This is a genomic window from Gordonia terrae (assembly GCF_001698225.1).
In the GTDB taxonomy this organism is placed as follows: domain Bacteria; phylum Actinomycetota; class Actinomycetes; order Mycobacteriales; family Mycobacteriaceae; genus Gordonia; species Gordonia terrae.
In genome coordinates this window covers 514806-539775 of record NZ_CP016594.1, presented here as the reverse complement: position 1 = coordinate 539775, position 24970 = coordinate 514806, and the positions used below count along the sequence as shown (strand labels likewise).

The 24970-nt window shown below is 67.7% G+C and carries 24 protein-coding genes; 12 read left to right on the top strand and 12 right to left on the bottom strand.

The features are described 5' to 3' along the window. Nucleotides 1-2 precede the first annotated feature (2 nt). Both BCM27_RS02475 and BCM27_RS02470 read left to right on the top strand, forming a co-directional pair. Nucleotides 3-584, top strand: coding sequence for a nitroreductase family protein (locus BCM27_RS02475; RefSeq protein ID WP_004021619.1), 582 nt, complete (start codon nucleotides 3-5; stop codon nucleotides 582-584). 86 nt (nucleotides 585-670) lie between these two features. Beyond that, a complete protein-coding gene (locus BCM27_RS02470; protein WP_239450647.1) occupies nucleotides 671-1534 on the top strand; it encodes a glycoside hydrolase family 16 protein in 864 nt (287 codons plus the stop codon). Between the two features lie 101 nt (nucleotides 1535-1635). Here BCM27_RS02470 and BCM27_RS02465 read toward each other — a convergent pair whose 3' ends face one another. Continuing rightward, nucleotides 1636-3039, bottom strand: coding sequence for an MFS transporter (locus BCM27_RS02465; protein WP_004021617.1), 1404 nt, complete (start codon nucleotides 3037-3039; stop codon nucleotides 1636-1638). A 353-nt stretch (nucleotides 3040-3392) separates the two neighbouring features. Between BCM27_RS02465 and leuA the strand changes: the two genes are divergently transcribed. Next, complete coding sequence (gene leuA, locus BCM27_RS02460) at nucleotides 3393-5243, top strand: 2-isopropylmalate synthase (protein ID WP_004021616.1); 1851 nt, start codon at nucleotides 3393-3395, stop codon at nucleotides 5241-5243. Between the two features lie 112 nt (nucleotides 5244-5355). Next, nucleotides 5356-6375, top strand: coding sequence for an LLM class flavin-dependent oxidoreductase (locus BCM27_RS02455; protein ID WP_004021615.1), 1020 nt, complete (start codon nucleotides 5356-5358; stop codon nucleotides 6373-6375). A gap of 174 nt (nucleotides 6376-6549) precedes the next feature. Here the strand turns inward: BCM27_RS02455 and BCM27_RS02450 are convergent, their stop codons facing one another. From BCM27_RS02450 to BCM27_RS02410, 9 genes are read right to left on the bottom strand one after another with little or no spacing between them, the layout of a single operon-like run. Next, nucleotides 6550-7350 carry a hypothetical protein gene (locus BCM27_RS02450; RefSeq protein ID WP_004021614.1) on the bottom strand — a complete coding sequence of 267 codons (801 nt, stop codon included), beginning with the start codon at nucleotides 7348-7350 and terminating at the stop codon, nucleotides 6550-6552. Between the two features lie 25 nt (nucleotides 7351-7375). Then, the gene (locus tag BCM27_RS02445) at nucleotides 7376-8338 is read right to left on the bottom strand and encodes an MlaD family protein (protein WP_004021613.1); all 963 of its coding nucleotides are present in this window, start codon (nucleotides 8336-8338) and stop codon (nucleotides 7376-7378) included. Further along, nucleotides 8335-9369 (bottom strand): MlaD family protein, encoded by a 1035-nt coding sequence (locus tag BCM27_RS02440; RefSeq protein ID WP_004021612.1) that lies wholly within the window; start codon nucleotides 9367-9369, stop codon nucleotides 8335-8337. Before BCM27_RS02440 ends, BCM27_RS02445 begins: the two co-directional genes overlap by 4 nt. Further along, nucleotides 9366-10493, bottom strand: a complete 1128-nt coding sequence (locus BCM27_RS02435; RefSeq protein WP_004021611.1) for an MlaD family protein — start codon at nucleotides 10491-10493, stop codon at nucleotides 9366-9368. Before BCM27_RS02435 ends, BCM27_RS02440 begins: the two co-directional genes overlap by 4 nt. After that, nucleotides 10493-11506 carry an MlaD family protein gene (locus BCM27_RS02430; protein ID WP_004021609.1) on the bottom strand — a complete coding sequence of 338 codons (1014 nt, stop codon included), beginning with the start codon at nucleotides 11504-11506 and terminating at the stop codon, nucleotides 10493-10495. The genes BCM27_RS02435 and BCM27_RS02430 overlap by 1 nt, the downstream gene beginning before the upstream one ends. Beyond that, nucleotides 11503-12519: an MlaD family protein gene (locus BCM27_RS02425; protein ID WP_004021607.1), complete on the bottom strand. Its 1017-nt coding sequence runs from the start codon at nucleotides 12517-12519 to the stop codon at nucleotides 11503-11505. The genes BCM27_RS02430 and BCM27_RS02425 overlap by 4 nt, the downstream gene beginning before the upstream one ends. After that, nucleotides 12516-13523, bottom strand: a complete 1008-nt coding sequence (locus BCM27_RS02420; protein ID WP_004021606.1) for an MlaD family protein — start codon at nucleotides 13521-13523, stop codon at nucleotides 12516-12518. The genes BCM27_RS02425 and BCM27_RS02420 overlap by 4 nt, the downstream gene beginning before the upstream one ends. 4 nt (nucleotides 13524-13527) lie before the next feature. After that, nucleotides 13528-14400: an ABC transporter permease gene (locus tag BCM27_RS02415; RefSeq protein WP_004021605.1), complete on the bottom strand. Its 873-nt coding sequence runs from the start codon at nucleotides 14398-14400 to the stop codon at nucleotides 13528-13530. 10 nt (nucleotides 14401-14410) lie between these two features. Further along, nucleotides 14411-15232, bottom strand: coding sequence for an MlaE family ABC transporter permease (locus BCM27_RS02410; protein WP_004021604.1), 822 nt, complete (start codon nucleotides 15230-15232; stop codon nucleotides 14411-14413). Nucleotides 15233-15712: 480 nt separating this feature from the next. Between BCM27_RS02410 and BCM27_RS02405 the strand changes: the two genes are divergently transcribed. From BCM27_RS02405 to BCM27_RS02390, 4 genes are all read left to right on the top strand, one after another. Then, complete coding sequence (locus BCM27_RS02405) at nucleotides 15713-16033, top strand: putative quinol monooxygenase (RefSeq protein ID WP_004021603.1); 321 nt, start codon at nucleotides 15713-15715, stop codon at nucleotides 16031-16033. Nucleotides 16034-16204: 171 nt separating this feature from the next. Then, the gene (locus tag BCM27_RS02400) at nucleotides 16205-17398 is read left to right on the top strand and encodes a thiolase family protein (RefSeq protein WP_004021602.1); all 1194 of its coding nucleotides are present in this window, start codon (nucleotides 16205-16207) and stop codon (nucleotides 17396-17398) included. Beyond that, on the top strand, nucleotides 17391-18077 hold the full coding sequence (locus tag BCM27_RS02395) for a TetR/AcrR family transcriptional regulator (RefSeq protein WP_004021600.1): 687 nt from the start codon (nucleotides 17391-17393) through the stop codon (nucleotides 18075-18077). Before BCM27_RS02400 ends, BCM27_RS02395 begins: the two co-directional genes overlap by 8 nt. A gap of 29 nt (nucleotides 18078-18106) precedes the next feature. Then, nucleotides 18107-19258, top strand: a complete 1152-nt coding sequence (locus BCM27_RS02390) for an acyl-CoA dehydrogenase family protein (RefSeq protein ID WP_004021599.1) — start codon at nucleotides 18107-18109, stop codon at nucleotides 19256-19258. Nucleotides 19259-19338: 80 nt separating this feature from the next. On the opposite strand, the gene BCM27_RS02385 is transcribed toward BCM27_RS02390, so the two are convergent. Continuing rightward, nucleotides 19339-20220 carry a LysR family transcriptional regulator gene (locus BCM27_RS02385; protein WP_033204540.1) on the bottom strand — a complete coding sequence of 294 codons (882 nt, stop codon included), beginning with the start codon at nucleotides 20218-20220 and terminating at the stop codon, nucleotides 19339-19341. A 119-nt stretch (nucleotides 20221-20339) separates the two neighbouring features. Here BCM27_RS02385 and trxA point away from each other — a divergent pair, with 119 nt between their 5' ends. Next, entirely contained in the window at nucleotides 20340-20702 is a 363-nt protein-coding gene (gene trxA, locus BCM27_RS02380) for a thioredoxin (RefSeq protein WP_004021597.1), read from the top strand. A gap of 83 nt (nucleotides 20703-20785) precedes the next feature. Then, on the top strand, nucleotides 20786-21784 hold the full coding sequence (locus BCM27_RS02375) for an EamA family transporter (RefSeq protein ID WP_004021596.1): 999 nt from the start codon (nucleotides 20786-20788) through the stop codon (nucleotides 21782-21784). Here BCM27_RS02375 and BCM27_RS02370 read toward each other — a convergent pair. Beyond that, a complete protein-coding gene (locus BCM27_RS02370) occupies nucleotides 21773-22864 on the bottom strand; it encodes an alpha/beta hydrolase (protein ID WP_004021595.1) in 1092 nt (363 codons plus the stop codon). The genes BCM27_RS02375 and BCM27_RS02370 overlap by 12 nt on opposite strands. Nucleotides 22865-22939: 75 nt before the next feature. Here BCM27_RS02370 and BCM27_RS02365 point away from each other — a divergent pair, with 75 nt between their 5' ends. Continuing rightward, on the top strand, nucleotides 22940-24241 hold the full coding sequence (locus BCM27_RS02365) for a MurT ligase domain-containing protein (RefSeq protein WP_051987102.1): 1302 nt from the start codon (nucleotides 22940-22942) through the stop codon (nucleotides 24239-24241). After that, the gene (locus BCM27_RS02360) at nucleotides 24238-24960 is read left to right on the top strand and encodes a type 1 glutamine amidotransferase (RefSeq protein ID WP_033204542.1); all 723 of its coding nucleotides are present in this window, start codon (nucleotides 24238-24240) and stop codon (nucleotides 24958-24960) included. Before BCM27_RS02365 ends, BCM27_RS02360 begins: the two co-directional genes overlap by 4 nt. Nucleotides 24961-24970 lie beyond the last annotated feature (10 nt).

The window sequence follows — 24970 nt, the reverse complement described above, 5'->3', positions numbered from 1 at the left end:
GGATGCACGAACTGATCTCGGGACGCTGGAGCGCGCGCGGCTACGACCCGTCTGCCACCGTCTCCGTCGAGGACCTCACCACCATCGTCGACGCTGGTCGCTGGGCACCCACCTGGGGCCGAGTGCAACCGGTGCGGTTCATCGTCGGCCTGCGTGACGACCCCACCTTCGCCGCCCTCGGCGGCGTCCTGACCCGGGGCAACTCGGGGTGGGCGCCGCGGTCGGCGGCGCTGGTCCTGGTCTGCACCACCGATGACCCCGACGACGCGAAGGCCCATACCTACGGGGCGGTCGACTGCGGACTCGCCGTCGCCCAGATGATCCTGCAGGCCGAGGCACTCGGTTTCAACGCTCATCCGATGGCCGGGTTCGACGCCGAGGCCGCCCGAGACGCTTTCGGGATTCCGGCCGGCCGACGGCCGCTGGTGTTGCTCGGCATCGGAGTGCTCGCCGCCGACGCGGCGTCGCTCCCCGAGGACATCCGCGCCCGCGACGAGAAGCCACGCACCCGACTCCCCCTCGAAGAGGTCGCCTTCGCCGACCATTGGGGTCATGCCGCGTTCCCGGACTTCGCGGACACCTGACCGGCGGATGTGACGAACGAGGCATATGGGACAGGAGTGACTTGTGGTACTTCTTCTGCATGACTGTCACACCTCCTCGACGAGGAATGCTCCGCCGATTGGGAGCGCTCCTCGCTCCCGTCGCCGCCGTCACGGCACTGTCGGCCGCTGCGGCACTGTCCGTGCCGGCGACCGCCCACGCCGATGAGCCCTTCAGCCTCGAGTTCAACGGCGCGGCCGGCACCTTGCCGTCGGCGCTGCAGCACGAGACCGGCGCCGGCGGCTGGGGCAACAACGAGGTGCAGAACTACACCGCCGACCGCCTCAACTCGCGACTGGACGGCAACGGCAACCTCCTCATCGAGGCACGCCGCGCTGCGACCGGCGGCTGGACCTCGGCCCGGCTGACCACCAAGGACAGCTTCGAGTTCACCTACGGGACGATCTCGGCGCGCCTCTCCCTGCCGCAGGGACGTGGACTGCACCCGGCGTTCTGGTTGCTCGGTGCCGACATCGATTCGGTCGGATACCCGGCGGCCGGCGAAATCGACGTCGCGGAGACGATCAACACTTCCGACTGGGTGCACGTGGGTGTGCACGGCCCCACGGCCCTGGGGACCGCCACCGGGTCGCTCGACATCTCACTCACCGACCTGCTGCCCGGACTCCCGCTGCCGGGCCCCCTCGCCGGCCGCTGGGAGCGGGGCCACGACCTCACCGGCATCGACCCCGGCGACTTCCACGTCTATGCCGTGACCAAGACGTCGTCGCAGATCCGCTTCACCATCGACGGGAACGCGGTCCACACGATCAACAAGTCCTCCCTCACCGGCGATGAACGATGGGTCTTCGACAAGCCGATGTACGCATTGCTCAACGTGGCCGTCGGCGGGATCTGGCCCGGCCCTCCGTCGTCGACGACCCCGAGTCCGGCGACGATGACCGTCGACTGGTTGCGCTACACCCCCTGAGTCCGCCGACCCTCGTCCCACAACACTCCGCCCCCGAGCCGTTCGGCTCGGGGGCGGAGTGCGTATGCGTTGGGTGACAGTCGTTTACGCAACCAAGACGTTTACGCGACCAAGACCTGGTCGTCGTCGGTTGCCGACGCACGCATGGTCTTGTCCTTCGTCTCGACGATCATGATCGTGCAGACCACGCTGAGCGCCGACAGACCGGCGAGCAGGACGCCCACCCAGATGGCACCGGGACCGGCGATCAACGGGGCGGCGATCAGCGGCGGGATCGCCCCACCGAGGATGCCGGCCAGGTTGTAGCCCATTCCCGCACCGGTGTAGCGGTACCGCGCCTCGAACAGTTCGGGCAGGAGCGCACCGGCAGGCCCGTAGGCGATGCCGAAGATGAGCAGCGTGCCGAGGAGCCCGACGACGAATGCCAGGCCGCCGCCGATCTCGAGGATCGGGAACAGCACCAGCGTCCACGGAATCGCGATGGCACACGAGGTGAGGATGACCCGGCGACGCCCCACGCGGTCCGACCACACCGCCGAAGCCGCGGTCGACAGACCGAACACCACGGCCGCACCCATCCCGGCGGTCAGCACGAACGTCCGCGACAGCTCCAGCGACTTGGTGCCGTAGTTCGTGAGGAACGCGGTACCCATGTAGAACAGCGAGAACAGGCTCGCCAGCGCACCGCCGGCGATGAGGATCTCGCGCCACTGGTGCCGGAACGCGTCCAGGAACGGCAGGGCGGGGCCGTCGGTCGTGGCGGCGCCGGTCGCCTTGCGCTGCTGCGCCTCCCGGAACACCGGGGTCTCGGCGACCGCGAGCCTAACCCACAACCCGACAGCCACCAGCGCGAACGAGAGGATGAAGGGGATCCGCCAGCCGTAATCGAGGAAGGCCGAACTGGTCTCGCCGAGGGTCAGGCTCGCGATGAGGAAGGTCAGGCTCGAGAGGAAGAACGCGAAGGCCGGGCCGAGCTGAGGGAACATCGCGTACAGCCCACGCTTGCCCGGCGGGGCGTATTCGGCGGTGAGAAGCGTTGCGCCCGCCCATTCCCCGCCGACGGCGAAGCCCTGCAGGAACCGCAGGAACACGAGGAGGATGGGGGCCGCGATACCGATGCCGGATTCGGCGAAGCCGAACACACCGGTCTCGTAACCGGGCAGAAGTCCGATCGCGACCGTCGCCAGTCCCATGATCAGCAGGGTCCACACCAGGGTGCGCTTGCGGCCGATCCGGTCGCCGAAGTGACCGAAGAGCATGGCGCCGACCGGGCGGGCGAAGAAGGCCACGGCGAAGGTCGCGAAGGAGGCGATCGTCCCGGTGACCTCGTCGGCGGACGGGAAGAACACCGTCGGGAACACCAGCGCGGCGGCGGTGCCGTAGATGAAGAAGTCGTAGAACTCGATGGTCGTACCGATGGAGCTCGCGGCGGCCACTCGTCGAAGGCTTGTGCGCTTGCCCTCCGGCGGGTCGGTCACCGGGGGCTCGGCGGGGATGGTCGTCACTGGCGTTCGTCCCTTTCTGCAGACGGCCGCGTGGGCGGCGCGCTATCCCGGACGACAACTCACCCGGGCGCCCCGTCGGCCGCATGGATGAATTACGTCACTCACGCTGCCGACTGAGAGGCATGTCATAGTCTGGAATGCGGGCAGCTGGGGCGGCACCCCCCGAAGAGGGGGGAGCCGATCTGGGGTCTCACCTGCAGCTTTGGTCACTTCGTCGCCGGGGAGTACAGTCAGGCGCATGCAGCGCGCACTCCTCCTCGGTTGCCGCGGCGGGGTCTGAACCGACCGGCCCTCCGTCGCGGGGCCCAATCACGCGCCGGTCACTTTCCTTCCAGACACGGAGAATGACCACCATGGCACCAGCAGACAGCTTCACTTCCGGCGCCAGCCGAATCGTCGAGCCCGCGGGCCCGATTCCCGCCGGACAGCCCGTATGGAATCCGCAACGCAGTTCGGCGATGCCGGTTCACCGATACCGCCAGTTCGCCGATGAGGTCGAGAATGTGTCGGTTCCCGACCGCACCTGGCCCGACAAGGTCATCACCACCGCCCCGATGTGGTGCGCGGTCGACCTGCGCGACGGCAACCAAGCACTGATCGACCCGATGAGCCCGGCACGCAAGCGCCGCATGTTCGATCTTCTGGTCCGGATGGGTTACAAGGAGATCGAGGTCGGCTTCCCGTCCGCGAGTCAGACCGACTACGACTTCGTCCGCGAGATCATCGAGGACGGCGCCATCCCCGACGACGTGACGATCCAGGTCCTGACCCAGTGTCGCGACGAGCTGATCGAGCGCACCTTCGACGCCTGCCGCGGTGCCGCCAACGTCATCGTGCACTTCTACAACTCGACGTCGGTCCTGCAGCGGCGCGTCGTGTTCCGCGCGGACAAGGCGGCGATCACCAAGATCGCCACCGACGCCGCACACAAGGTGCTCGAGGTGCAGCAGAACTACCCCGACACCAACTGGCGCTACGAGTACTCCCCCGAGTCGTACACCGGTACCGAGCTGAGCTTCGCCAAGGAGGTGTGCGACGCGGTCACCGAGATCATCGCCCCCACACCCGAGCGGCCGATGATCCTCAACCTGCCGGCGACCGTCGAGATGGCGACTCCCAACGTCTACGCCGACTCGATCGAGTGGATGCACCGCAACCTCGCCCGGCGCGACTCGGTCATCCTGAGCCTGCATCCGCACAACGACCGCGGAACCGCCGTCGCCGCAGCCGAACTCGGCTACCAGGCGGGCGCCGACCGCATCGAGGGATGCCTGTTCGGCAACGGCGAGCGCACCGGCAACGTCTGTCTGGTCACCCTCGGCATGAACATGTTCAGCCGCGGGGTCGACCCGCAGATCAGCTTCTCCGACATCGACGAGATCCGCCGGACGGTCGAGTACTGCAACCAGCTGAACGTCCCCGAGCGCCATCCCTACGGCGGAGACCTGGTCTACACGGCCTTCTCGGGCAGCCATCAGGACGCCATCAACAAGGGCCTCGACCAGATGAAGGTCGACGCCGACGACGCCGATTCCGACGTCGACGACATCACCTGGGCCGTCCCGTATCTGCCGATCGACCCCAAGGACGTGGGCCGCAACTACGAAGCGGTCATCCGGGTGAACAGCCAGTCCGGCAAGGGTGGCGTCGCCTACATCATGAAGGCCGACCACGGCATGAACCTGCCGCGTCGTCTGCAGATCGAGTTCAGCCGCGAGATCCAGAAGATCACCGACGGCGAGGGTGGCGAGGTCAATCCGAAGGAGATGTGGGACGTCTTCGCGGAGAACTACCTGCATCCGATCTGGCCGCTGGAGCGCATCCGTCAGAAGGTCGACGCCGCGGAGGTCGACGGCGGCGACGACCACATCACCGCGGTGGTGAAGGTCGAGGGCAACGAGCGCGAGATCTCCGGCTCGGGCAACGGACCCTTGGCGGCGTTCGTCGACGCGCTTGGCACCGTCGGTTACGAGGTCCGGGTGCTCGATTACAGCGAGCACGCGCTGACCGCGGGCGGCGACGCGAGCGCCGCGGCGTACGTGGAGACCGAGGTCAACGGCGAGACGGTGTGGGGTGTCGGGATCGCCTCGTCCATCACCACCGCGAGCCTGCGTGCAGTCGTCTCGGCGGTGAACCGCGCCTACCGGGTCGTCTCGGTGCCGGCCGCCGACGACGAGACCGCCCCGGGCACCTGGGCGCCCTGACCCCACCTTCCTCGAACCGCCGCCGTTCGGCTGATCTGGTCCGATCCGCCGAACGGCCGCGGGGTCGCGGGGTCGCGGGAACAAAACGGACCGGAGTTTCATTTAGAGGGTCATGAAGAACATCGGTTTCCTCTCGTTCGGCCACTGGTCGGACGCCCACGGGTCCCAGGTGCGGTCCGGGGCCGACACTTTGCTCCAGTCGATCGACCTGGCGGTGGCCGCCGAGGAACTCGGCGCCGACGGCGCGTACTTCCGGGTCCACCACTTCGCCCGACAGCTCGCCTCGCCGTTCCCGCTGCTGGCCGCAATCGCCGCGAAGACCAGCCGGATCGAGATCGGCACCGGGGTCATCGACATGCGGTACGAGAATCCGCTGTACATGGCCGAGGACGCCGGCGCCGCCGATCTCATCTCCGAGGGCAGGCTCCAGCTCGGCATCAGCCGTGGATCGCCAGAGCAGGTCATCGACGGGTACAAGTACTTCGGTTACGTCCCGCCCGACGGCGAGACCGACGCCGACATGGCCCGCCAGCACACCGAGGTGTTCCTACGCGTCATCGAGGGCGGGGGTTTCGCGACGCCCAATCCTCGGCCGATGTTCCCCAATCCGCCCGGCCTGCTGCCCATCGAGCCGCAGTCGCCCGGTCTCCGGGATCGCATCTGGTGGGGTGCCGGGAGCCGGGCAACGGCTGAGTGGACCGCGCAGCAGGGCATGAACCTGATGAGTTCGACGCTGCTGACCGAGGACACCGGCGTGCCCTTCCACCAGTTGCAGGCCGAACAGATCCAGCGCTTCCGCAAGGCCTGGGCCGACGCCGGGCACCCGCGTGAGCCGCGAGTGTCGGTGAGCCGCAGCATCTTCGCCATCGTCGACGACCGCGACCGCGCCTACTTCGGCCGCGGCGTCGCCGAGTCGGACCAGGTCGGTGTCATCGACAACAGCGTGGCCCGGTTCGGCCGCAGCTACGCCGATGAGCCGGACAAGCTGATCGAGCAACTACGTGAGGACGAGGCGATCGCCGCGGCCGACACCCTGCTGCTGACGGTGCCGAATCAACTGGGTGTGGACTACAACGCGCATGTGCTCGAGTCGATCCTGACGCACGTCGCGCCGGCGCTCGGCTGGCGCTGACCCTTCGAGGCTCGCTGCGCTCGCACCTCAGGGAGCAGAAAGTCCGCTGCGCTCGCACCTCAGGGAGCAGAAAGTCCGCTGCGCTGGCACCTCAGGGAGCAGAAAGTCCGCTGCGCTCGCACCTCAGGAGCATGGGCCGCCGCTGCGTTCGCACCTCAGGGATTCGCCGGCGGCTCAGTTGCCGCCGGCGGGCGCCTCCTCGCCCTGTCCGGGTAGCCCGGCGCCCAGGCCGCCGACATCGGTGATCGTCCAGTCGCCTGCCTTGTCGAGGGTGATGGTGTAGCTGGCAGTCGCCGTGACACCGTCCGGGGTCTGCCTGCTCTTGGAGTCCATGTCGACGAAAACCCGCACCACGTACCGATTTCCGTCGGTATGAGCGACGGTTGCGGCCAGCTTCTCGGCCGTGGAGACGTACTGCATCTGGGTCAGCAGCGGTGCGACCACGTCGACGGCGGTGCTCATCTTCTCCTTGAGCTGTTGGGTCACCCCGGTCTGCAAGGCCCCGCGCCACGCGTCGATGTCGGAGTAGTCGACCTTCGACACGTTCAGTGCATAGTCACCGGCCACCCGCTCGGCCTCCGCCTCGGTGGCGATCGTCGATGTCAGCACCGCCAGCTCGTCGTCGGAACCATCGGTGGCCCAGAGAGTTCCGAACACGACAGCGAGAATGGTCGCGATTGCCGCGACGGCACTGAGCACGGCGAACGGTCCACGCGTCCGGGCGCTCGCCCGCGGCGCGTCACCCGAACCCTTCTTCTTCGCCTTCCCGCCCTTCTTCCCGCCCTTGGCCGAGCCGCCCTTCGTCGACGTCGACCCCGGCGACTTGACCTTCGGCGCCTTGGTTTTCGCGGGTTTCGCGGCCCGTTCGGGTACCTCGCGTGTGTCGTCCACGGCCACTGCCGGTCCACCGGTGTCGGTGTCGGCGTCCTTCTCGCCGGTGGTGTCCTCGACGCTGGGGTTCTCGTGCTGGCTCATGCTCGACTCCTTGAGAGGCTGGGGTTCACGGTTGTCCGCCCGGGGCGGTGAGTTCGACGCGGAGCCGGTCACCGGGCAGGGAATGCAGAGCGCTGTCGATCAGGTCGGCGAGGTCGATCATGCCGATCAGCGGTCCGGTCGCCTTGGAGATCGGGCGCAGTATGCCGCCGAGCGCGAGCAGGTCGGGCGACAACTTCTCGAGCACCTCGACGAGTTGCGTCTGCTCGTCGCGCCACGAGCTCATGATCTCGCTCCCCCGGAGCTCGCGGGAGGCGAGGAACAGGTACTCGTACGAGACCCCCAACGATTCCCCGAACGCGTCGAGCTGCGGCGGCGCCGCCAACATCGCCGGCTTCAGTTCATCTATCTTGGAGAGTATCTCGGTCAGGTGGTCGGTCAGTGCGTCGAGATGACCCTGTCTCGACGTGAGGGTCAGCAGCAACAGATCGGCAGCGCGACGCACCGCCGGGGTCACCGTGGACTCGATGCCCGTGACCGCCTGCGAGAAAGTGTCGATCAGCCGTGTCACCCGCTGCGGTTCGACCTGCTCGAGCATCGCCGAGGTGTCACCGAGCAACTGCGCGACCGAGGTCGGCACCTCGACGGTCTGCGTGAGATGGGCGTCGTTCGTCAGGAAGGGACCCGCATCGGTGGTGGGCATGAACGCGAACACAGATTCGCCGAGTGATGACAGCTGTTCGACCTCGAGGTCGGTCTCCACGGGCACGCGGTGGTTCGCCGAATAGGAGAGGCGGACCCGGACGCCACCTTCACGTCCGGTGACCTCGTCGACCTGTCCGATGTTCACACCGCGATAGACAACGTCGGAACCGGTTGTCAGGCCGGCGGAGTCGGTCAGATCGACGGTGATGCTCGTCTTCTTCTCCATCGGATCGACCGCGAGCACGTCGACGACAAGGTAGCCGACCCCGAGCACTGTCGTGACGATCAGCGCCACGGCCGAGGCCCACCCCGGGATTCGACTCATCGGACCGCCCCCACCATCTTGAGCAACATGAACGCGTTCGCGCTGACGTCCTGCTCAGCGATGCTGACCCGGTCGATGTTCACGTTGGGCCCCAACAGAAACGGAATAAGCTTGTTCGTGGTCAAGGACACCACCGTGGCCGCGTTGCCGTTGAGGTGGTGTGGACTCGCGGAGGGTTCCCGGATGAGCGGGGCGATCAGCTCGAGATTGGCCCGCAGGTGGGGAAGCCGCGGGATGAGCCACTCCAGGCCGGTGGTCAGCGTGTTGACGTCGATCACGACGTTGAGGACGGCAGTCATGAACTGCGGCACTCGTTCCATCCGGCTGCGGGCGCGATCGGAGAAGATGAATCCGAGATCGCCACGCATCGCGTCGAGGCGACCACTCAGCTGGTCTGCGGCCTCGATGGTGCGACCGATTGCGTCGCGGTTGTCAGCGGACTCGTGCAGTGCGGCCGAACCGAATTCGGACAATCCCCGGAGTTCGGCGACGTCGGAGGGCAGCGCGGCGTTGAGGCCGGCGATCGCATCCTGCAGGCGGGTCACGCTGCCGGCGTTGACGAAGTCGGCCATCCTCGCCAGCACATCTTCGATCTGCGGTCCCGGGTCGGTGTCGGCGAGGGAGATGACATCGCCGTCGCCGAGATTGTCCGGCCCCACCACGGCCGGCGGGATCAGGGCGATGTAGATGTCGCCGAGCATCGACGTCTGTCGTAGTTCCGCCCTTGTCCCATAGGGCAACTCGACGTCCTCGCTGACCTCGACGTGCGCGATCACGAACGCGTCGCGGAGCGTGATCGATTGCATCGAACCGACCTTCGCACCGTTGCTGCGCACCTCGGCGCCGGCGGGAAGACTGAGCAGGGAGGTGAACTCGAGGTCGAGGCGGTACGTCGGACCGCCGACACCGGTACCCGGCATGGCGTGGTTCCCCGGATTGAACGAGCAGCCGACGCACGTCAGGACTGCGGCCAGGAGCAGCCCGAGCCACGCCGTCAGGCGACGACGCGGCGAGATGAGGCCGTGGATCATCGTCGATGTCCCGTCAGGTCGTCGAGAAGCAACTGCGGTAGCGGCACGGCGATCATCTGCGACGACGCCACCTCACATCGGCTCCCCGGGATCTTGTTGAGCGCAGCGCACATCCGCTCAGCGTCGGGGCTTCGCAGCTGCGCAGTGGGTGCACGATAGTCGACGCCGATTCCGCGCCCCGGGCGTTCGATCATCGTGTGGAGCATGGTGAGGACGCCGGGGATCGTGCGGAGCAGCTCCGGGGATTCCTCTGCTCTGGTGCGCACCAGCTTCACGATCGGTACGGACGCGTTGAGCGCATCCATGACGAGCGGGAAGTTCTCGTTGAACAGCCGGTCGAGAGGGCCGATGGCGTCGGCGAGCTTCTCGACGATGGTCTTGACCAGTCCGAGCAGGTACTCGATCAGCGACAGGCCCGGCCCGAGCGTTGTGATGGTGGTGGAGACGTTGTCCCAGTCGGCGTCGACGAACTCGGTGAGCTCTGCACTGTTCTCGATGAGCGTGCCGAACTGCCTCATGAAGGTGTCCGGCGATTCCATCATCTGGCCCAACGACCGTAGCTGTCGGTTGATCGTGGGTCCGAGGCCGCCGATCTCGCGGTCCGCACCTTCGAGCAAAACCTGCAGAGGTAGTCGGCCCGACTCGTCGGCGGTGGTGATCTCGGTGAAGAACCGGGAGAACGATGCCAGCGCATCCGGAACGCTGATGGGCTCGGCCGTACGCGATTCCGGAATGCACGTGCCGTCGAACTCTGCTGTGCCGCTCCGTTCTTCGGTGTTCACGAGCTCGACGCGTCGGTCGGTGAGGATCGACGAGTTCACGATCGCCGCGCCGACGTCGCCACCGAGAGGCCGGTCGTCGATGGACATGTCGACCTGGACGGAGGTGCCGCGCGGCGTCACCGAGTCGACCGTTCCGACCTGTATTCCGCGGATGGTCACGGCCGCGCCGGGATACAGGCCGAACGAGTTCTCGAACGCCGCACAGATCCCGGTTCCGGTCCGGGTGTCGGTGCTGGTGAACGCGACACTGCACACGGCGACCACCGTGATGACGATGGTGAGGACGGCCAGGGCGCGCCGTCGGGTCGCCGAGACGTGGGACGACTGGTCCGCGGTGGCCATCAGCAGGTCCGTCCGGGCACGGGCAGGCAGACGTCGGGCAACCGGGTGGTGAGTCCGCTCTGGTCGATCAGCGCCTTGCCCTCGGGGCCGGCCAGCTCGCCCAGGCTCACCAGCGTGTGTCGCATCTGGTCGACGACCTGCGTCGACCAACCGACCATGTCCCGGCCGACGTTCCGCGCCTCGACGAGCGGCGGCAGAAGGGGTTCGAGCTTCTGTTGGTACGGGCCCGACAGGAAGTCGAAGATGACGCCGACGAGGATCGAGAGGGAGTCGGCGAAGACCTTCGTCTCCTCGGCCGATGCGATGGCCGACGGTCCGAGCACGGCGTAGGCCCGGATCACCTCGGTGATCAATGACTTGTTGTCGAGCACGGCGCCGAGGTACTCGTTGGACAGCGACAGCAGGTCCTCGATCTGGTTCTTCTGGCGGGCGAAGAGTTCGATCACCTTCTGCATGTCGGTGACGGTGCTGCGCACCGTTCCCGGCGCGTCGTCGAGGGCCACCGAGGACGCCGACATCGCGTCGCGCAATGCGTCGGTGTCGATCTGGTCGGTCACGTCGACCGCGTTCGAGACGAGATCGTCGACGAGGAACGGCACGTCGGCACGTGTCTGCGGGATGGGCTCGCGCAGCGGCTCGGTGCCCGACGGCATCATCGCGAGATACAGCCCGCCGATCGGGGTCAGCATCCGTACACTCACCGATGTCGTGTCGCCGACGAAGACCTCGGATTTCACCGAGAACTCGACGTCGACGTGATCCTCGCGGAGGCCGAGTCCGAGTATCTTGCCGACCGGGACACCTGCCACCCGGACGGCGTCCCCGGCCCGCAGGTTGCCGGATTCGCTGAGTGTCAGGTGGAAGGTCTGCGTACCCGGCGGTTTCAGGTACAGAATGCTCGTCGTCGCGATGAGGATCGCGACAACGGCGATACTGACGGTCGCCCACCACATCTGGGAGCTCGACGACGCGTCCTCCGCGCCGATCAGCGTCTTGCTGCGGGTGTCACTCATCGGTCCCCCTTGCACACGGTGAGCGGCCGGCCGTTCAGCAGGACGCCGGCGGTCACCGGCATCGTGACCTGCCCGTTGCTGCACGATCGCGCCGGGTTCGCCTGTGGGATCACCTTGTTCAGGCCCTCGAGCAGTCCGGGGAGCAGCGACAGCGACCGCACCGCGGCGCGTGTGTCGGGGATTACCTCGGTGATCTTCTGATTCACGTCGTCGGAGGTGCTCCGGGCCCCGAGCCCCATCAGCGCGAGCGCATCGGTCACGCGCAGGATCTCCGAGAGCTCGATGGACCCCTTGTCCATGAGCGACAGGAACTCCTCCATCCGGGTCGCGATCGGCATGAAGATCGAGTGGAACACCTTGAGGATCGCCGCGAGATTCTCCGACCGCCCGTTGATCTCGACCGAGATCTGCTCCAGGTTGCCGACGATCGTCTCCATCACCGCGGTGCGGTCACTCGCGTAGGAGGCAAGCAACGTGATGTCCTTGAGCACCGGCCCCATGTCGTCGCTGCCGCCGTCGATGAGTGCCACCAGATTGGTCGCGAGTCGGTTGTAGACCTCGGGATCCGCCGCGCTGAGCAACGGGCGCAGGCCGTTGAAGACGGTGGTGATGTCGAAGGAGTCCGCAGTGTTGGTGACGAGCGAGCCGTCGGCGACCTCCGGGGCGGTCGCCTCGCCGCGGATGACCTCGAGGTAGCGCTGACCGGTCAGGTTCTGGAATCGGATGGACAACTTGTCCGCGGTGCGCAACCGGTGCTCGTCCTGGATGTGGAACCCGACTTCGGCGCGGGCGTCGTCGGTCAGATCGATTCCGGTCACCTTGCCGATCTGGACGCCGCGCAACCGGACATCGGCATTCTGGGTGAGGCCGAAGACATCTCCGAAGGTGGCGCGATAGTCCACCGTCTCACCGGCGACGGGACGCTGGATGGCCGCGACGATCAGCGTGACGATCAGTGCGGCCGCGACGCCGAGAACGGCGAGCCGGATGGCGGCCTGACGTGGGCTCTTCATCGTGTCCCCTTCATCGACGCCAGCGGCAGTCCGAAGGCGGGGAACCCCTGCAGCAGGATCTCGGTGTCGAGGTCGACGCGGCCGCCGCGACGATGCAGCGCACCGTCCGCGCCGTCGAGCAGGCGCTCCACCTTGCCCGGTGTGATGCCCTGCAGCCCTTGATTGAGCGGGATGATGAGGTCGAGCATCACATCCATGAGGCCCGACATCGGCGCGAGAGCACCCACGAGGCGGCCGGCGAAGGAGAACACCAGGTTCGAGACCTCGACGATGGTGCCGTTGGCGAGCTCCACCTGCGTCGGATCGTCGAGTTCTGCCACCGAGGCGAGTGAGTTGAGGATGCCGATGGCCGACGGGGTGAACGCCGCGGTGCCCTCTGATGCGTTGGCCAGAGCCGGAAGCAGTTCGGCCATCGGCATATTCATCTTTCGCTGCATCGTGCGCAACACGACGAGTCCGGAGGCGAGCAGCGGGGCCGACGCCGCGCTGAGTTCGGCGCCCGCGTCGAGAGACATCGCGAGATCGCGGTTGACGACGTCGATCATCAGTCGTCCGGAGTCCCGCATGATGGTCGTGATGGTGTCGTCGGACGCGCGGTTGCCCAGATCGAGGACCGCTCGCGGGCGCAGTGGCACACCGGTTTCCGACGGAACGAGCTCGACGGCCGTCGAACCGAACACGGTGCCGGAGATGAAACGCACATCGAGCTCGTCGGACAACTCACCGAATCGCGCGCCGTCCACCGAGAGTGTGACGAGCTGACGTCCGGGCCCGTGCGGCCGATGGTCGACGACCTCACCCACCGTGAGCCCGTGCAACCGGACCGGGGTGGCCTCCCCGACACCGTCGCCGAGGTCGGCGACCACCAGGGCGAACCGCACGCCGTCGGCGGGCTCCGGGGTCACTTTCTGCCACAGTGCGATTCCGAGCAACATCACAAGCGCGAGGACGCACAGGCCGCGGATCCGATAACCGCGGACACTCGGCTCCCGATGATTGGTCATGCACTCACCCCGCGAAGTCGATCGACGATTCGAGGCCCCACATCAGCAGGGTCAGCACCATGTCGCACACGGTGATGGCCACGAGGCTGGCGCGGATCGCGCGACCCGACGCCACCCCGACGCCCTCCGGGCCACCGGAGGCATAGAAGCCCTGATAGGCGTGGACGAGCGTCACCACTATGACGAACACCGCGACCTTCACCAGCGAGTAGGCGAGGTCGAAGGGTTCGACGAACATGTCGAAGTAGTGCTGGTAGGCGCCGGTCGGCTGCCCCTGGACAGCGGTGACGGTGAGGCGGGTGGTCGCGAAGCCGAGCGCGAGCGCGATGAGATAGGCCGGTATCACCGTGAGCACCGACGCGATCACGCGCGTCGAGACCACATACGGCACGGGGTCGATCGCCTGTGCCTCGAGCGCGTCGATCTCCTCGGAGATCCGCATGGCGCCGACCTCGGCGGTGATCCGGCAACCGGCCTGGGCCGCGAAGCCGACCGCGGCGATCAGGGGCGCGAGCTCACGCGGATTGGCTATCGCCGACATCGCACCGGCCAGCGGCCCGACCCCCAGCATGTCGAGTACCTCGAACCCGATGATCCCGATCATCGCGCCCGACACCACACCCATCAGCGCGAGCACCGGCGCGACTCCGCCACCGACGATCAGGGCCCGGCCATTCCCCCAGGCGAGGTCGGTGAAGATCTCGGCCGTCCGTCGGCGATGCATCCGGAGCGCATGGCCGATGCCGCTCAGCGCCATCCACACGAAATGGAACTGGCGTCCCACTGCGTCGACCGGCCCCCAGGCCCTTCGGAGCGAGCGGGTCCAGCCGAGCCAACGCCGCCGGTAGTGGGCGGGTTCGTCTGTCTCGGTGATCATCTGCCGCCCGTCACAGGAACCGGATGGGGACGAACATCATGGTCAGCTGGGTCAGTGCGAGATTGACGACGACGCAGACGAGGATGCCGAGCACGACTGCGGCATTCACGCTGTCGGCGACACCCTTCGGTCCGCCTTTCGCCTCGAGGCCGCGGTGACAGGCGATGGCGGCCACCACGAATCCGAAGACGACGGCTTTGCCGAGGCAGATCAGCAGGTCGGTGATCGATGCGAAACTGCCGAAGGACAACCAGTACGAACCCGGCGCGACACCCTGCCCGATGGCCGCCACGGCGAAGCTGGACAGGATGCTCATCAGGATCACCAGAACCGCGAGAGCGGGCGCCACCAGGGACATCGCCACCAGCCGCGGCGCCACCAGACGCTGATGAGGGTCGATACCCATGGTGCGCAGCGCATCGATCTCATCGCGGATCGTGCGCGCGCCGAGGTCCGACGCGATCGCCGACCCGCCGGCGCCACCGACGAGCAGGGCGGTCGCCAATGGCGCGATCTGCTGCATGACACCCATGCCGCCGACGGCTCCGGCCATCGAGTTGGCACCCACGTTCGAGGCGACGCTGCCGATCTGCACCGCGATCACGACCCCCATCGGTACCGAGATGAGTATCGCCGGCCACAGGGACACCGATACGAAGAACCACCCCTGAACCAGGCTCTCGCGCAACGGGAATCGGCCGGTCGCGATCTCCGCGCCGGCAATCGCCGAGGACCTGGCCGTCATCCGCACCAGGCGCCCGAAGGTCCGGACCGAGCCGAGCACATAGGTCGCAGGCCCCGAACGCCCCAGACGGATGCTCGCAGTAGTCACCCACAACCCCCGAAACCGTCCCAGGCACTTCACGGCCGCGGAATGTGACCGAACGCACGGAGCATAGGTAGACGCGTTTGTGGCGGGCAAACCGCATCCGGTGCGATCACCTGCCCCCGGGTCATCGACACCGCCCGCTGGGGGCAGTGACGATCCACGTGTCCGATCAGCGGCTCGCACACCGGATTTGAGCGGAACATGCCACTGGTCTGCGGGTTCGTAGACACGAAGCGTCGATTCTGTCCCAAATATCAGGCATCACACGTAGTCACATTGAGGCCTCGACTGTGTTCTCCATCTCATTCCGGATCGCACCGCCGGTCACGGGCGCGTCACCGCCCCCGTGTCGGCAAACGGGCACCGAAGCCCCGCCCACTCCCCTAACGTCACCGAGGTGTCCGGGTCGTCGACCGTTCGGCCTTCCGGTTCACCGCGCGACACCCGCGCCGCCCCCGCTCGACCGCGAATGGAGAACCATGAATGTCCGAAGTGATCGTTGTCGCCACCATCTCCCCCAAGGCCGGGGAGGAACAGGCCGTGCGCGACGCCGTCCTCAAGGCCATCCCCCAGGTGCACGATGAGCCCGGTTGCGGGAAGTACGCACTACACGAGGCCACCGGGGACTCGACCGATCTGGTGATGATCGAGCGCTGGGAATCCATGGAGGCCCTGGCCACCCACGGCGCCGCACCTGCCCTCACCGAACTCGGCAAGACGATCGGCGGTCTGCTCGCCGGACCTCTCGATGTGCGCACATTCACCGCCGTCCCCGCAGGTCAGGACGATAAAGGGACCATCTGACGCTCTTGCGGCAATCGCCCTCACCCGACCACCGGGTGAGGGCTTCGTCGTGTCCACCGGTCCCCGATCTTGATTCCGCTGCTGATGGCGTGCTAGACCGGGTATAACGATCGTTAGATAAAGTGACGCGTGCCATGCACTGTGCTGCGTCGCGCCACCGAGAGGAACCCCATGCCCGAAGCCGTCATCGTCGACGTCGTCCGTCTCGCGTCCGGAAAGGGCAAGCCCGGTGGGGCGCTCTCGGAGACCAAGCCCGTCGAGTTGCTGGCGCACGTGTTGCGTTCGCTGGTCGAGCGCAACGACATCGATCCGGCCATCGTCGACGACGTGATCGGCGGCTGCGTCGGCCAGGCCGGCGAGCAGGCCCTGAACATCTCGCGGACCGCACTCCTCTCGGCAGGCTTCCCCGAGTCCGTCCCCGCCACCACAGTCGACCGGCAGTGCGGATCGAGCCAGCAGGCCGCCCACTTCGCCGCGCAGGGCATCATCGCCGGCGCCTACGACGTGGTCATCGCCGCGGGCGTGGAATCCATGAGCCGCGTCCCGATGGGATTCACCACCGCCGGACAGAGCCCGTACGGTCCGAGCATCGCCGCGCGCTACCCCGAGGGTCTGGTCAACCAGGGCATCTCGGCCGAATTGATCTCGGCCAAGTGGAAGTTCGATCGCGACACCCTCGACGCCTTCGCCGCGCAGTCGCATCAACGCGCCGCAGCCGCGGCCGCGGAGGGCTTCTTCGACCGCGAGGTCCTGCCGATCGACGTCACCGACGCCAACGGCGAGACCGTCACCCACCGCATCGACGAAACCGTCCGGGCGACGACCACCGCCGAAGGACTGTCCGGTCTGCGCCCGTCCTTCTACACCGAAGAGACCGCCGCACGCTTCCCGGACATCAACTGGCTCATCACGCCGGGCAACTCCTCACCGCTGACCGATGGCGCATCGGGTGCGCTCATCATGAGCGACACCATGGCCGCCAAGCTGGGGCTCACCCCGCGTGCGCGTTTCCATTCGTTCTCGGTCGCCGGCGACGACCCGATCTTCATGCTCACCGCACCGATCCCGGCGACCCACAAGGTGCTCAAGCGATCCGGGTTGTCCATCGACGACATCGACACCTACGAGGTCAACGAGGCGTTCGCACCGGTGCCGCTGGCCTGGGCACACGAATTCGGTGCCGACCCAGCCAAACTGAACCCGCGCGGTGGTGCCATCTCGCTGGGTCACGCGCTCGGTTCGTCCGGTACCCGCCTGCTGTCGACGATGGTCAACCATCTCGAGGCGACCGGCGGCCGCTACGGCCTCCAGACCATGTGCGAGGGCGCCGGCATGGCCAACGCCACCATCATCGAACGTGTCTGAGGCGGCGCGGACGGCTCCCCCCCGGAAGCTGACGATCGAGACCGAGGGGCTGGACTGGCGGGAGCGCGAGCCCGTGCCGCTTCCGGCCACCCTCGTCGCGGCCAAGCACGCCTTCTACGAGCGCGGTTATCACGGCACCTCGATCCGCGACATCGCCTCGCGGGCAGGCGTTTCCCTGCCGACGCTCTACTACCACCACGACAACAAACTCGGCATCCTCGTCGAACTGCTCGAGGCCGCGATGACCTCGGTGCTGGCATGGGTCGGTGCGGCCATCCAGTCCGGCCGGACGCCGAGCGAGCAATTGTCCAATGCCATCGAGTCGATCGTCCTGCACATGACGAGCGATCTCGAACTCGCCAGCGTTGCCCACGAGTTCCGCCATCTCGACTCCGACGATCCGCGACGTGAGACCTACGTCGCGATGCGCACCGAAACCGAGGACCTGCTCGCCGATGTCATCGCGCGCGGTGTCGAATCGGGCGAGTTCCACTTCGAAGAGGACCCGAAAGAGGTCCTGCGCTATCTCTTCGGTGCGTGCCAGGCGGTGACCACCTGGTACCGCCCGTCTGGTCCCCGGACACCGGCCGAGGTCGCGGCGTCGTACGCCCTGATCTCCCTGCGCGTCGTCGGTGCCCGAGGACACAGCGACGCCGACCGATCACCGACCGACATCTGAGACAGACTCACTCACGAAAGGGAGAAGCCATGAAACGCACCATCTTCGAAGACGAGCACGAGGCCCTGCGGGAAACCGCGCGCCAGTTCCTGCAGCGCGAATGCGCCCCGTACACCGAGGAGTGGACGCGAGCCGGTCAGGTCGATCGCATCGCGTTCAAGAAGGCCGGTGACGCAGGCCTTCTCGGGTTCAACATCCCGGAGGAGTACGGCGGCGGCGGCGCCATGGACGACTTCCGGTTCAACGCCGTGGTGGTCGAGGAATTCGCGAAGTTCGACGGGGCGGCACCCGGCCTCAGCCTGCAGAACGACGTCGTCGCACCGTACTTCGTGCACCTCGCCAACGACGAGCAGAAGAAGCGCTGGATGCCCGGGATCGCCACCGGTGAGACGATTCTCGCCGTCGCGATGACCGAGCCGGGCGCCGGCTCCGACCTCGCGGGCATCAAGACCTCGGCGAAGCTGGAGGGTGATCACTACGTCCTCAACGGCAACAAGACGTTCATCTCCTCGGGCATCAACTCCGATCTCGTGGTCGTGGTGTGCAGGACCAACCCGGACCCCGAAGCAGGCCACAAGGCGTTCTCCCTGTTGGTCGTCGAGCGCGGCATGGAGGGCTTCGAGCGCGGGCGCAAGCTCGACAAGATGGGCCTCAAGGCACAGGACACCGCCGAGCTGCACTTCAACGACGTGCGGGTGCCCGCCGAGAACCTGCTTGGCCAGGAGGGCATGGGCTTCTACCACCTCATGCAGAACCTGCCCTCCGAGCGCCTGTCGATCGGCATCGGCGCCATCGCCGGGGCACGCGCCATCTTCGACGAGACGCTGCAGTACACCAAGGACCGCAAGGCCTTCGGCCGTCCGATCGGCACCTTCCAGGCGAATCGCTTCACCCTCGCCGAGATGGCCACCGAGCTCGACATCGCCGAGGTCTACATCGACCGCTGCCTGCAGGGCGTTCTCGACGGCGAGCTGAACGCCGTCGACGCCTCGAAGAACAAATGGTGGTGTACCGAACTGGCCAAGCGCGTCATCGACAGCTGCCTGCAGCTGCACGGCGGCTACGGCTACATGAACGAGTACCGCGTCGCCCGCGCCTACACCGACGCGCGTATCCAGACGATCTTCGGTGGCACCACCGAGATCATGAAGGACATCGTCGGCAAGAGCCTCGGCGTCTGAGTCCTCGACATCGTCGACAGCCCGGGGCGCCACGCCCCGGGCTGTGTGCGTCATCCTGTGCCACCCTCGCCGGGCGGCGGTCAGCCCTGGTCGGCGCCGACGCCGCGCAGGTGGTCGACGACCTGCTGTACGGCCGCTCGCGAACGCGGCCGGGCGAGCGCCTCGTAGACCCGTGCGGCACGAACACCCTTGAGCACCAGCCGTTTCACCTCCGGGTGGCGGACGGCGAACCGCGGCATCAGAGCGATGCCGTGCCCATGGGCCACCAGTGCCTCGATCGTCGTGAAGTCCAGCATCCGCTGGGTCACCCGCGGCGCCACACCGGTCGCCGCCGCGATCGACAGCAGCACATCGTCGACCGGGAAGCCGCCTTCGACACTGATCCAGTCGTGGTCGGCGAGTTCGGTGACCGCGACCTGGTCCCGCAGGGCCAATTCGTTGTCGGCGGCGACGATCACGTCGACGGGTTCGCGCATCAGCTCGGTGACCCGGACCCGGGGTACGTCGATCGCGGGCGTTCGTTCGTCACGGTGGGTGACCACGATGTCGTGATCCGCGAGAGCTGGTGCGGCATCGTGATATCCGACGTCCAGATGCACTGCGTGCACGTCGATGCCCGACGCCCCGGCGCGCTCAAGGACCGACGGCAGCAGAAGCGTCGCACCCGACGGGAACATCGCCAGCCGGACGCGCGCCTTGCCGGACCGGTACGACGACATCTCCTCCTGGGCCCGATCCACCGCCGCGATCACGTCGTCGGCGCGCAACACGAGTGCGCGTCCGGCCTCCGTCAGACGGATTCGCCTGCCGTCGGGTTCGAACAGCGCGACCCCCGCCTCCTCGGCCAGGACCTTCAACTGCTGCGACACCGCTGACGGGGTCATGTGCATCGCATCGGCCACCGCACCGATCGACTCCCGATCGGCGAACTCACGCAGCAGCCGTAGACGCCGGACCTCCATGCGGCAACGGTACTCACCCATGCCGGCGGCCCACTCCGGCCGACTGCTCGCGCAACGTGCATCGAGTCCCCGTCCGGGCTGCCCGGAATGTCTGGACCCCCCACACCGTTGTCGGGGGCATGGCATCACAAGACATCACCCTGGAAACCTTCGAGGACACCATCGCCTCGGACGGCATCGTCCTGCTCGACTTCTGGGCCGGCTGGTGCGGTCCGTGCCGCCAGTTCGCGCCGGTTTTCGAGAAGGCTTCCGAAACACATTCGAACATCACGTTCGGCAAGATCGACACCGAGGCCGAGCAGCAGCTCGCCGGCAGTCTCGGCATCCGTTCCATCCCGACACTGATGGCGTTCTGCGACGGGATCCTGGTGTTCAACCAGCCGGGCGCGCTCCCCGCGGCTCAGCTCGAGGAATTGATCGGCGCCGTCGAGGGTCTCGACATGGACGACGTGCGCGCGAAGGTCGCCGCGGCCCAGGAGTGACGCGCGTAATATTCAGTAAATCTGAATAGTCAGTGCGTCAAAATTAGATTGTTCTTCACTTGGGTAGCGCCGACGATGGGGCCATGTCCACTCGTGATCGCCTCCTCGGGTTGTTCGTCGTCGTCCTCTGGGGACTGAACTTCATCGCGATCCGACTCGGACTCGACCACTTTCCGCCGTTCTTTCTCGCCGCCATGCGATTCGCGGTGCTCGCGATACCGGTGATGCTCTTCGTCCGGTTCCCGAAGGTGCGCCTGAAGTGGTTTCTGCTCTACGTCGCCGGCTTCGGCAGCGTGCAGTTCATCTTGTTGTTCCTGGCGATGGATCTGGGCATGCCCACCGGGCTCGCCTCGCTGGTGCTCCAGACCTCGGCGCCGTTCACCGTCGTGCTCGGCGTGCTGTTCCTCCGGGAGCGGATGACCGTCGGCCAGGTCCTCGGACTGGCGATCGCGGTCGTCGGCATGGCGGTGATCGCGCTGGACCGCGTTCACAGCAGCGACCTCGGCGCGGCCGCACTGCTGCCGATCGGCCTCACCGTTCTCGGCGGTCTGAGTTGGGCGGCCGGCAACATCGGTGGCCGGCTCGCCCGTCCCGATGATTCCCTCCGGATGACGCTGTGGATGGCCGTCGTCGCCACCCCGCCGCTGTACGCGGTCAGTCTCATCGTCGAGGGCCCGGCCGCGGGGTTCGAGGCGCTCGCCACGCTCGGCACCGAGAGTGGTCTCCGCGCCCTCGGCGGTCTGCTCTACCTCGCGGTCTTCGGCACCGTCATCGGCGCAGGCCTGTGGACCACACTTCTCGGGCGCAACGACGCCAGTCGGGTGTCCCCGATGTCGCTCCTCGTGCCCGTGGTCGGGATCTCGGCGGCCTTCGTCGTCCTCGGCGAGGTCCCGTCGGTCGGCGAGATCATCGGCGCGGTCATCGTCGTGGCCGGCTGCGCGGCCGGGGTGATGGCCCGTCCGCGGGCCCGCAGACGAGCCGCGGTCGACGTCGATCCGACCACGGCCGGGTCGCCCGACTCCGGACCGGTCGGCCCCGCCGCGCTCGTCGGCATCGCGATCCCGGTGCGCTCAGACCGGTGACGTCGTCCCGCCGGGCGGAGTCGCGGCGAGCGCATCGCGCACCACCGCGCACAGGCGGTCGACCGCCGCGCGGGCGCCGGGACTGATGAGGGTCATGTTGACGAATCCGTGGATCATCGCGCCCTCTCGGCGAACCGTGACCGGCACGCCCGCCTCCTCGAGTCTGCGCGCGTACGCGAGGCCCTCGTCGCGGAGCGGGTCGAACCCGGCGACCATCACATGCGCGGGCGGGAGGCCACTGAGATCGTCGGCCAACAGCGGCGAGCAGCGCGGGTCGCGCCGCTGCGCGACATCGGGTACATACCGGTCGGTGAACCAGTCGATGCCGTCGGCGGTGAGGAAGTATCCGGTGGCGAACTCCCGCCGCGACGGGGTGTCGGCGGCCTGATCGGTGACCGGATAGATGAGCAGCTGGAACACCGGGGTCACCGCATCGCCCCGGACCTCGCGGGCGACGACGGTCGCGAGGTTCCCGCCGGCGCTGTCCCCGCCGACCACGATCCGCCCCGGATCGAGCCCCCACCTCGGTGCGACCTCGACGGCGAAGCGCCAGGCCGCGACCGCATCCTCGACCGCTGCCGGAAACGGCGCCTCCGGGGCCAGGCGGTACTCGACCGACAGCGCGTCGAGTCCGGTGCCGTGCGCGAGACGCCGGACGAACGCGTCGTGGCTGATCCGACTGCCGGTGACGAACCCACCACCGTGGTAGTAGACGAGCAATCCCGCCGACTCGGTCGAGGAGCGGTATCGGGTGGCCGGGATCGGTCCGGCGGGCCCGTCGATGACGAGGTCCTCTTCCACCGCCAGCGGCGGCAGCACCTCGGCCATGGATGCGCCGCTCTCATCGGTCTGCGCGCGCGACTGCGCCACCTCACCCTGGAAGGGATTCAAGCCGGGCACGTTGTCGTTGGCCCAGCCGATCGCCGCGAGTTCGGGGGCCACCCGTTCGCCGTCGGAGTTCACCGGTGCCCGACGCCCCAGAACGGCCAGCGCGCCGACGGGGATCCGCGCGGCGGCGAGCAGCACGCGGCGTTGCACTCGAGCGGGCAGGGACAGTCGCAGTTGGGTGTCGCGGCTCACAGCCGCAGAGCCTACGCGGCGCCGGCGCATGGCACGACCACTCCCGCCGGATCGGCCTGTGACACACTCGTGCGCATGCCCGACCGACTCTCTTCCGCCGGTTCCGCACCCCGTACGAATACCCGAGTTCCCGCGCGTACCGCCGTTGCCCTGGGCGCTGCCGCTGCCGCTCGGTGGGCGTCACGAACCGCGGGACGAGGCAGGGGATCGATGATCGGCGGACTCGTCGCCGCGAAGATCGACCCCCACATCATGGGCAGGCTCGCGGCCGGCAAGCGGACCGCCATCGTCACCGGCACCAACGGCAAGTCGACGACCACGCGGATGACCGCGGCCGCCATGGCCGAACTCGGTGAGGTCGCGACGCAGGCCGACGGCGCCAACATGGACGCCGGGATCATCGCGACACTCACACTCAGCCGCACCGCCCCGTTCTGCGCACTGGAAGTGGACGAGCTGCACGTCCCCCATGTCAGCGACACCGTCGACCCCGAGGTCCTGGTGCTGCTGAACCTCTCCCGGGACCAGCTCGACCGGGTCGGCGAGATCAACATGATCGAGCGCCGGCTCCGCGAGGGCATCGCACGTCACCCCGAGACCACGGTGATCGCCAATTGCGACGACGTCCTCGTGACCTCTGCCGCCTTCGATGCCCCGGACGTCGTGTGGGTCGCGGCCGGCGCCGGCTGGGTCGGCGACTCGGTCAGTTGCCCGCGGACCGGCGAGCCCATCGTCCGTTCCGAGGAGGGGTGGCGCTCGACCGGCGACGACGACTTCCGGCGCCCCACCCCCGACTGGTGGTTCGACGACGAGACCATCTACGGCCCCGACGGATTCAGCGCTCCCCTGGAGCTCGCGGTACCGGGTAGGGCCAACCGCGGCAACGCGACCCAGGCGGTGGCGGCGGCCGTCGCGATGGGCGCCGACCCGCGCAGCGCGGTGGCAGCCGTCGGCACGGTCGGCGAGGTCGCCGGCCGGTACGGCATCCATCAGGTCGGAAACCATTCCGTCCGAACACTTCTGGCGAAGAACCCGGCCGGTTGGCAAGAGGCGATGTCGATGATCGACCAGGACGCCGACGGACTCGTCATCGCGGTCAACGGCCAGGTACCCGACGGCGAGGACCTGTCGTGGCTGTGGGATGTGCGATTCGAGGCGTTCGAGACCATGCAGGTCGTCGCGGCCGGCGAGCGCGCCGCCGATCTCTCCGTTCGGTTGCTCTACGCGGGCGCCGAGCACACCACCGTCCCCGACCCCATGGCGGCCATCGCATCCTGCCCGCCGGGACGCGTCGAGGTCCTGGCCAACTACACGGCGTTCCGCGATCTCGGGACCGCCCTGGAACGCGCAGCACGATCGCGGAGGGCAGAGCAGTGAGCGAATCGACCCTGCGGATCGGTCTCGTCCTGCCCGACGTCATGGGCACCTACGGGGACGGCGGGAACGCGCTCGTGCTGAAACGTCGAGCGCTGATGCGCGGCATCGACGCCGAGGTCGTGCACATCACGCTCGACGACCCCGTCCCCGACTCCCTCGACATCTACACCCTCGGCGGCGCAGAGGACTACGCGCAGCGGCTCGCCACCCGACATCTCACGCGCTACCCCGGTCTGCAGCAGGCCGCAGCGGCCGGACGTCCGGTGCTGGCCATCTGTGCGGCCATCCAGGTGCTCGGCCACTGGTACGAGACGTCGGCGGGTGAGCGCGTCGATGGCATCTCCCTGTTCGACCTCACGACGGCCCCCCAAGCAACCCGGAGCATCGGCGAGCTGCTCGTCGAGCCGTCGTTGCCCGGTTTGACCCAGACTCTCACCGGCTTCGAGAACCACCGCGGCGGAACCACTCTCGGTTCCGACGCAGCCCCGCTGGGTCGAGTACGGCACGGCGTCGGCAACGGCGTCGGCGACGGCACCGAGGGCGTCGTCCAGGGCAGCGTCATCGGCACCTACATGCACGGTCCGGCACTGGCCCGCAACCCCGAACTCGCCGATCATCTCCTGGTGATCGCTATGGGCGTCGAATCCCTTGCGCCGCTGGATCTCCCCGAGGTCGACCGGCTTCGTCGCGAGCGCCTCGCCGCCGGTCGGCGGCGGTAGCGACCCCTGC

Coding starts and splice junctions, on each gene's coding strand:
- BCM27_RS02375 (WP_004021596.1), top strand. CDS start 20,786: ATGTCCACTCGTGATCGCCTCCTCGGGTTGTTCGTCGTCGTCCTCTGG.
- leuA (WP_004021616.1), top strand. CDS start 3,393: ATGGCACCAGCAGACAGCTTCACTTCCGGCGCCAGCCGAATCGTCGAG.
- BCM27_RS02385 (WP_033204540.1), bottom strand. CDS start 20,220: ATGGAGGTCCGGCGTCTACGGCTGCTGCGTGAGTTCGCCGATCGGGAG.
- BCM27_RS02440 (WP_004021612.1), bottom strand. CDS start 9,369: ATGATCCACGGCCTCATCTCGCCGCGTCGTCGCCTGACGGCGTGGCTC.
- BCM27_RS02365 (WP_051987102.1), top strand. CDS start 22,940: ATGCCCGACCGACTCTCTTCCGCCGGTTCCGCACCCCGTACGAATACC.
- BCM27_RS02425 (WP_004021607.1), bottom strand. CDS start 12,519: ATGAAGAGCCCACGTCAGGCCGCCATCCGGCTCGCCGTTCTCGGCGTC.
- BCM27_RS02470 (WP_239450647.1), top strand. CDS start 671: ATGCTCCGCCGATTGGGAGCGCTCCTCGCTCCCGTCGCCGCCGTCACG.
- BCM27_RS02455 (WP_004021615.1), top strand. CDS start 5,356: ATGAAGAACATCGGTTTCCTCTCGTTCGGCCACTGGTCGGACGCCCAC.
- BCM27_RS02390 (WP_004021599.1), top strand. CDS start 18,107: ATGAAACGCACCATCTTCGAAGACGAGCACGAGGCCCTGCGGGAAACC.
- BCM27_RS02445 (WP_004021613.1), bottom strand. CDS start 8,338: ATGAGTCGAATCCCGGGGTGGGCCTCGGCCGTGGCGCTGATCGTCACG.
- trxA (WP_004021597.1), top strand. CDS start 20,340: ATGGCATCACAAGACATCACCCTGGAAACCTTCGAGGACACCATCGCC.
- BCM27_RS02450 (WP_004021614.1), bottom strand. CDS start 7,350: ATGAGCCAGCACGAGAACCCCAGCGTCGAGGACACCACCGGCGAGAAG.
- BCM27_RS02415 (WP_004021605.1), bottom strand. CDS start 14,400: ATGATCACCGAGACAGACGAACCCGCCCACTACCGGCGGCGTTGGCTC.
- BCM27_RS02405 (WP_004021603.1), top strand. CDS start 15,713: ATGTCCGAAGTGATCGTTGTCGCCACCATCTCCCCCAAGGCCGGGGAG.
- BCM27_RS02435 (WP_004021611.1), bottom strand. CDS start 10,493: ATGGCCACCGCGGACCAGTCGTCCCACGTCTCGGCGACCCGACGGCGC.
- BCM27_RS02400 (WP_004021602.1), top strand. CDS start 16,205: ATGCCCGAAGCCGTCATCGTCGACGTCGTCCGTCTCGCGTCCGGAAAG.
- BCM27_RS02420 (WP_004021606.1), bottom strand. CDS start 13,523: ATGACCAATCATCGGGAGCCGAGTGTCCGCGGTTATCGGATCCGCGGC.
- BCM27_RS02475 (WP_004021619.1), top strand. CDS start 3: ATGCACGAACTGATCTCGGGACGCTGGAGCGCGCGCGGCTACGACCCG.
- BCM27_RS02430 (WP_004021609.1), bottom strand. CDS start 11,506: ATGAGTGACACCCGCAGCAAGACGCTGATCGGCGCGGAGGACGCGTCG.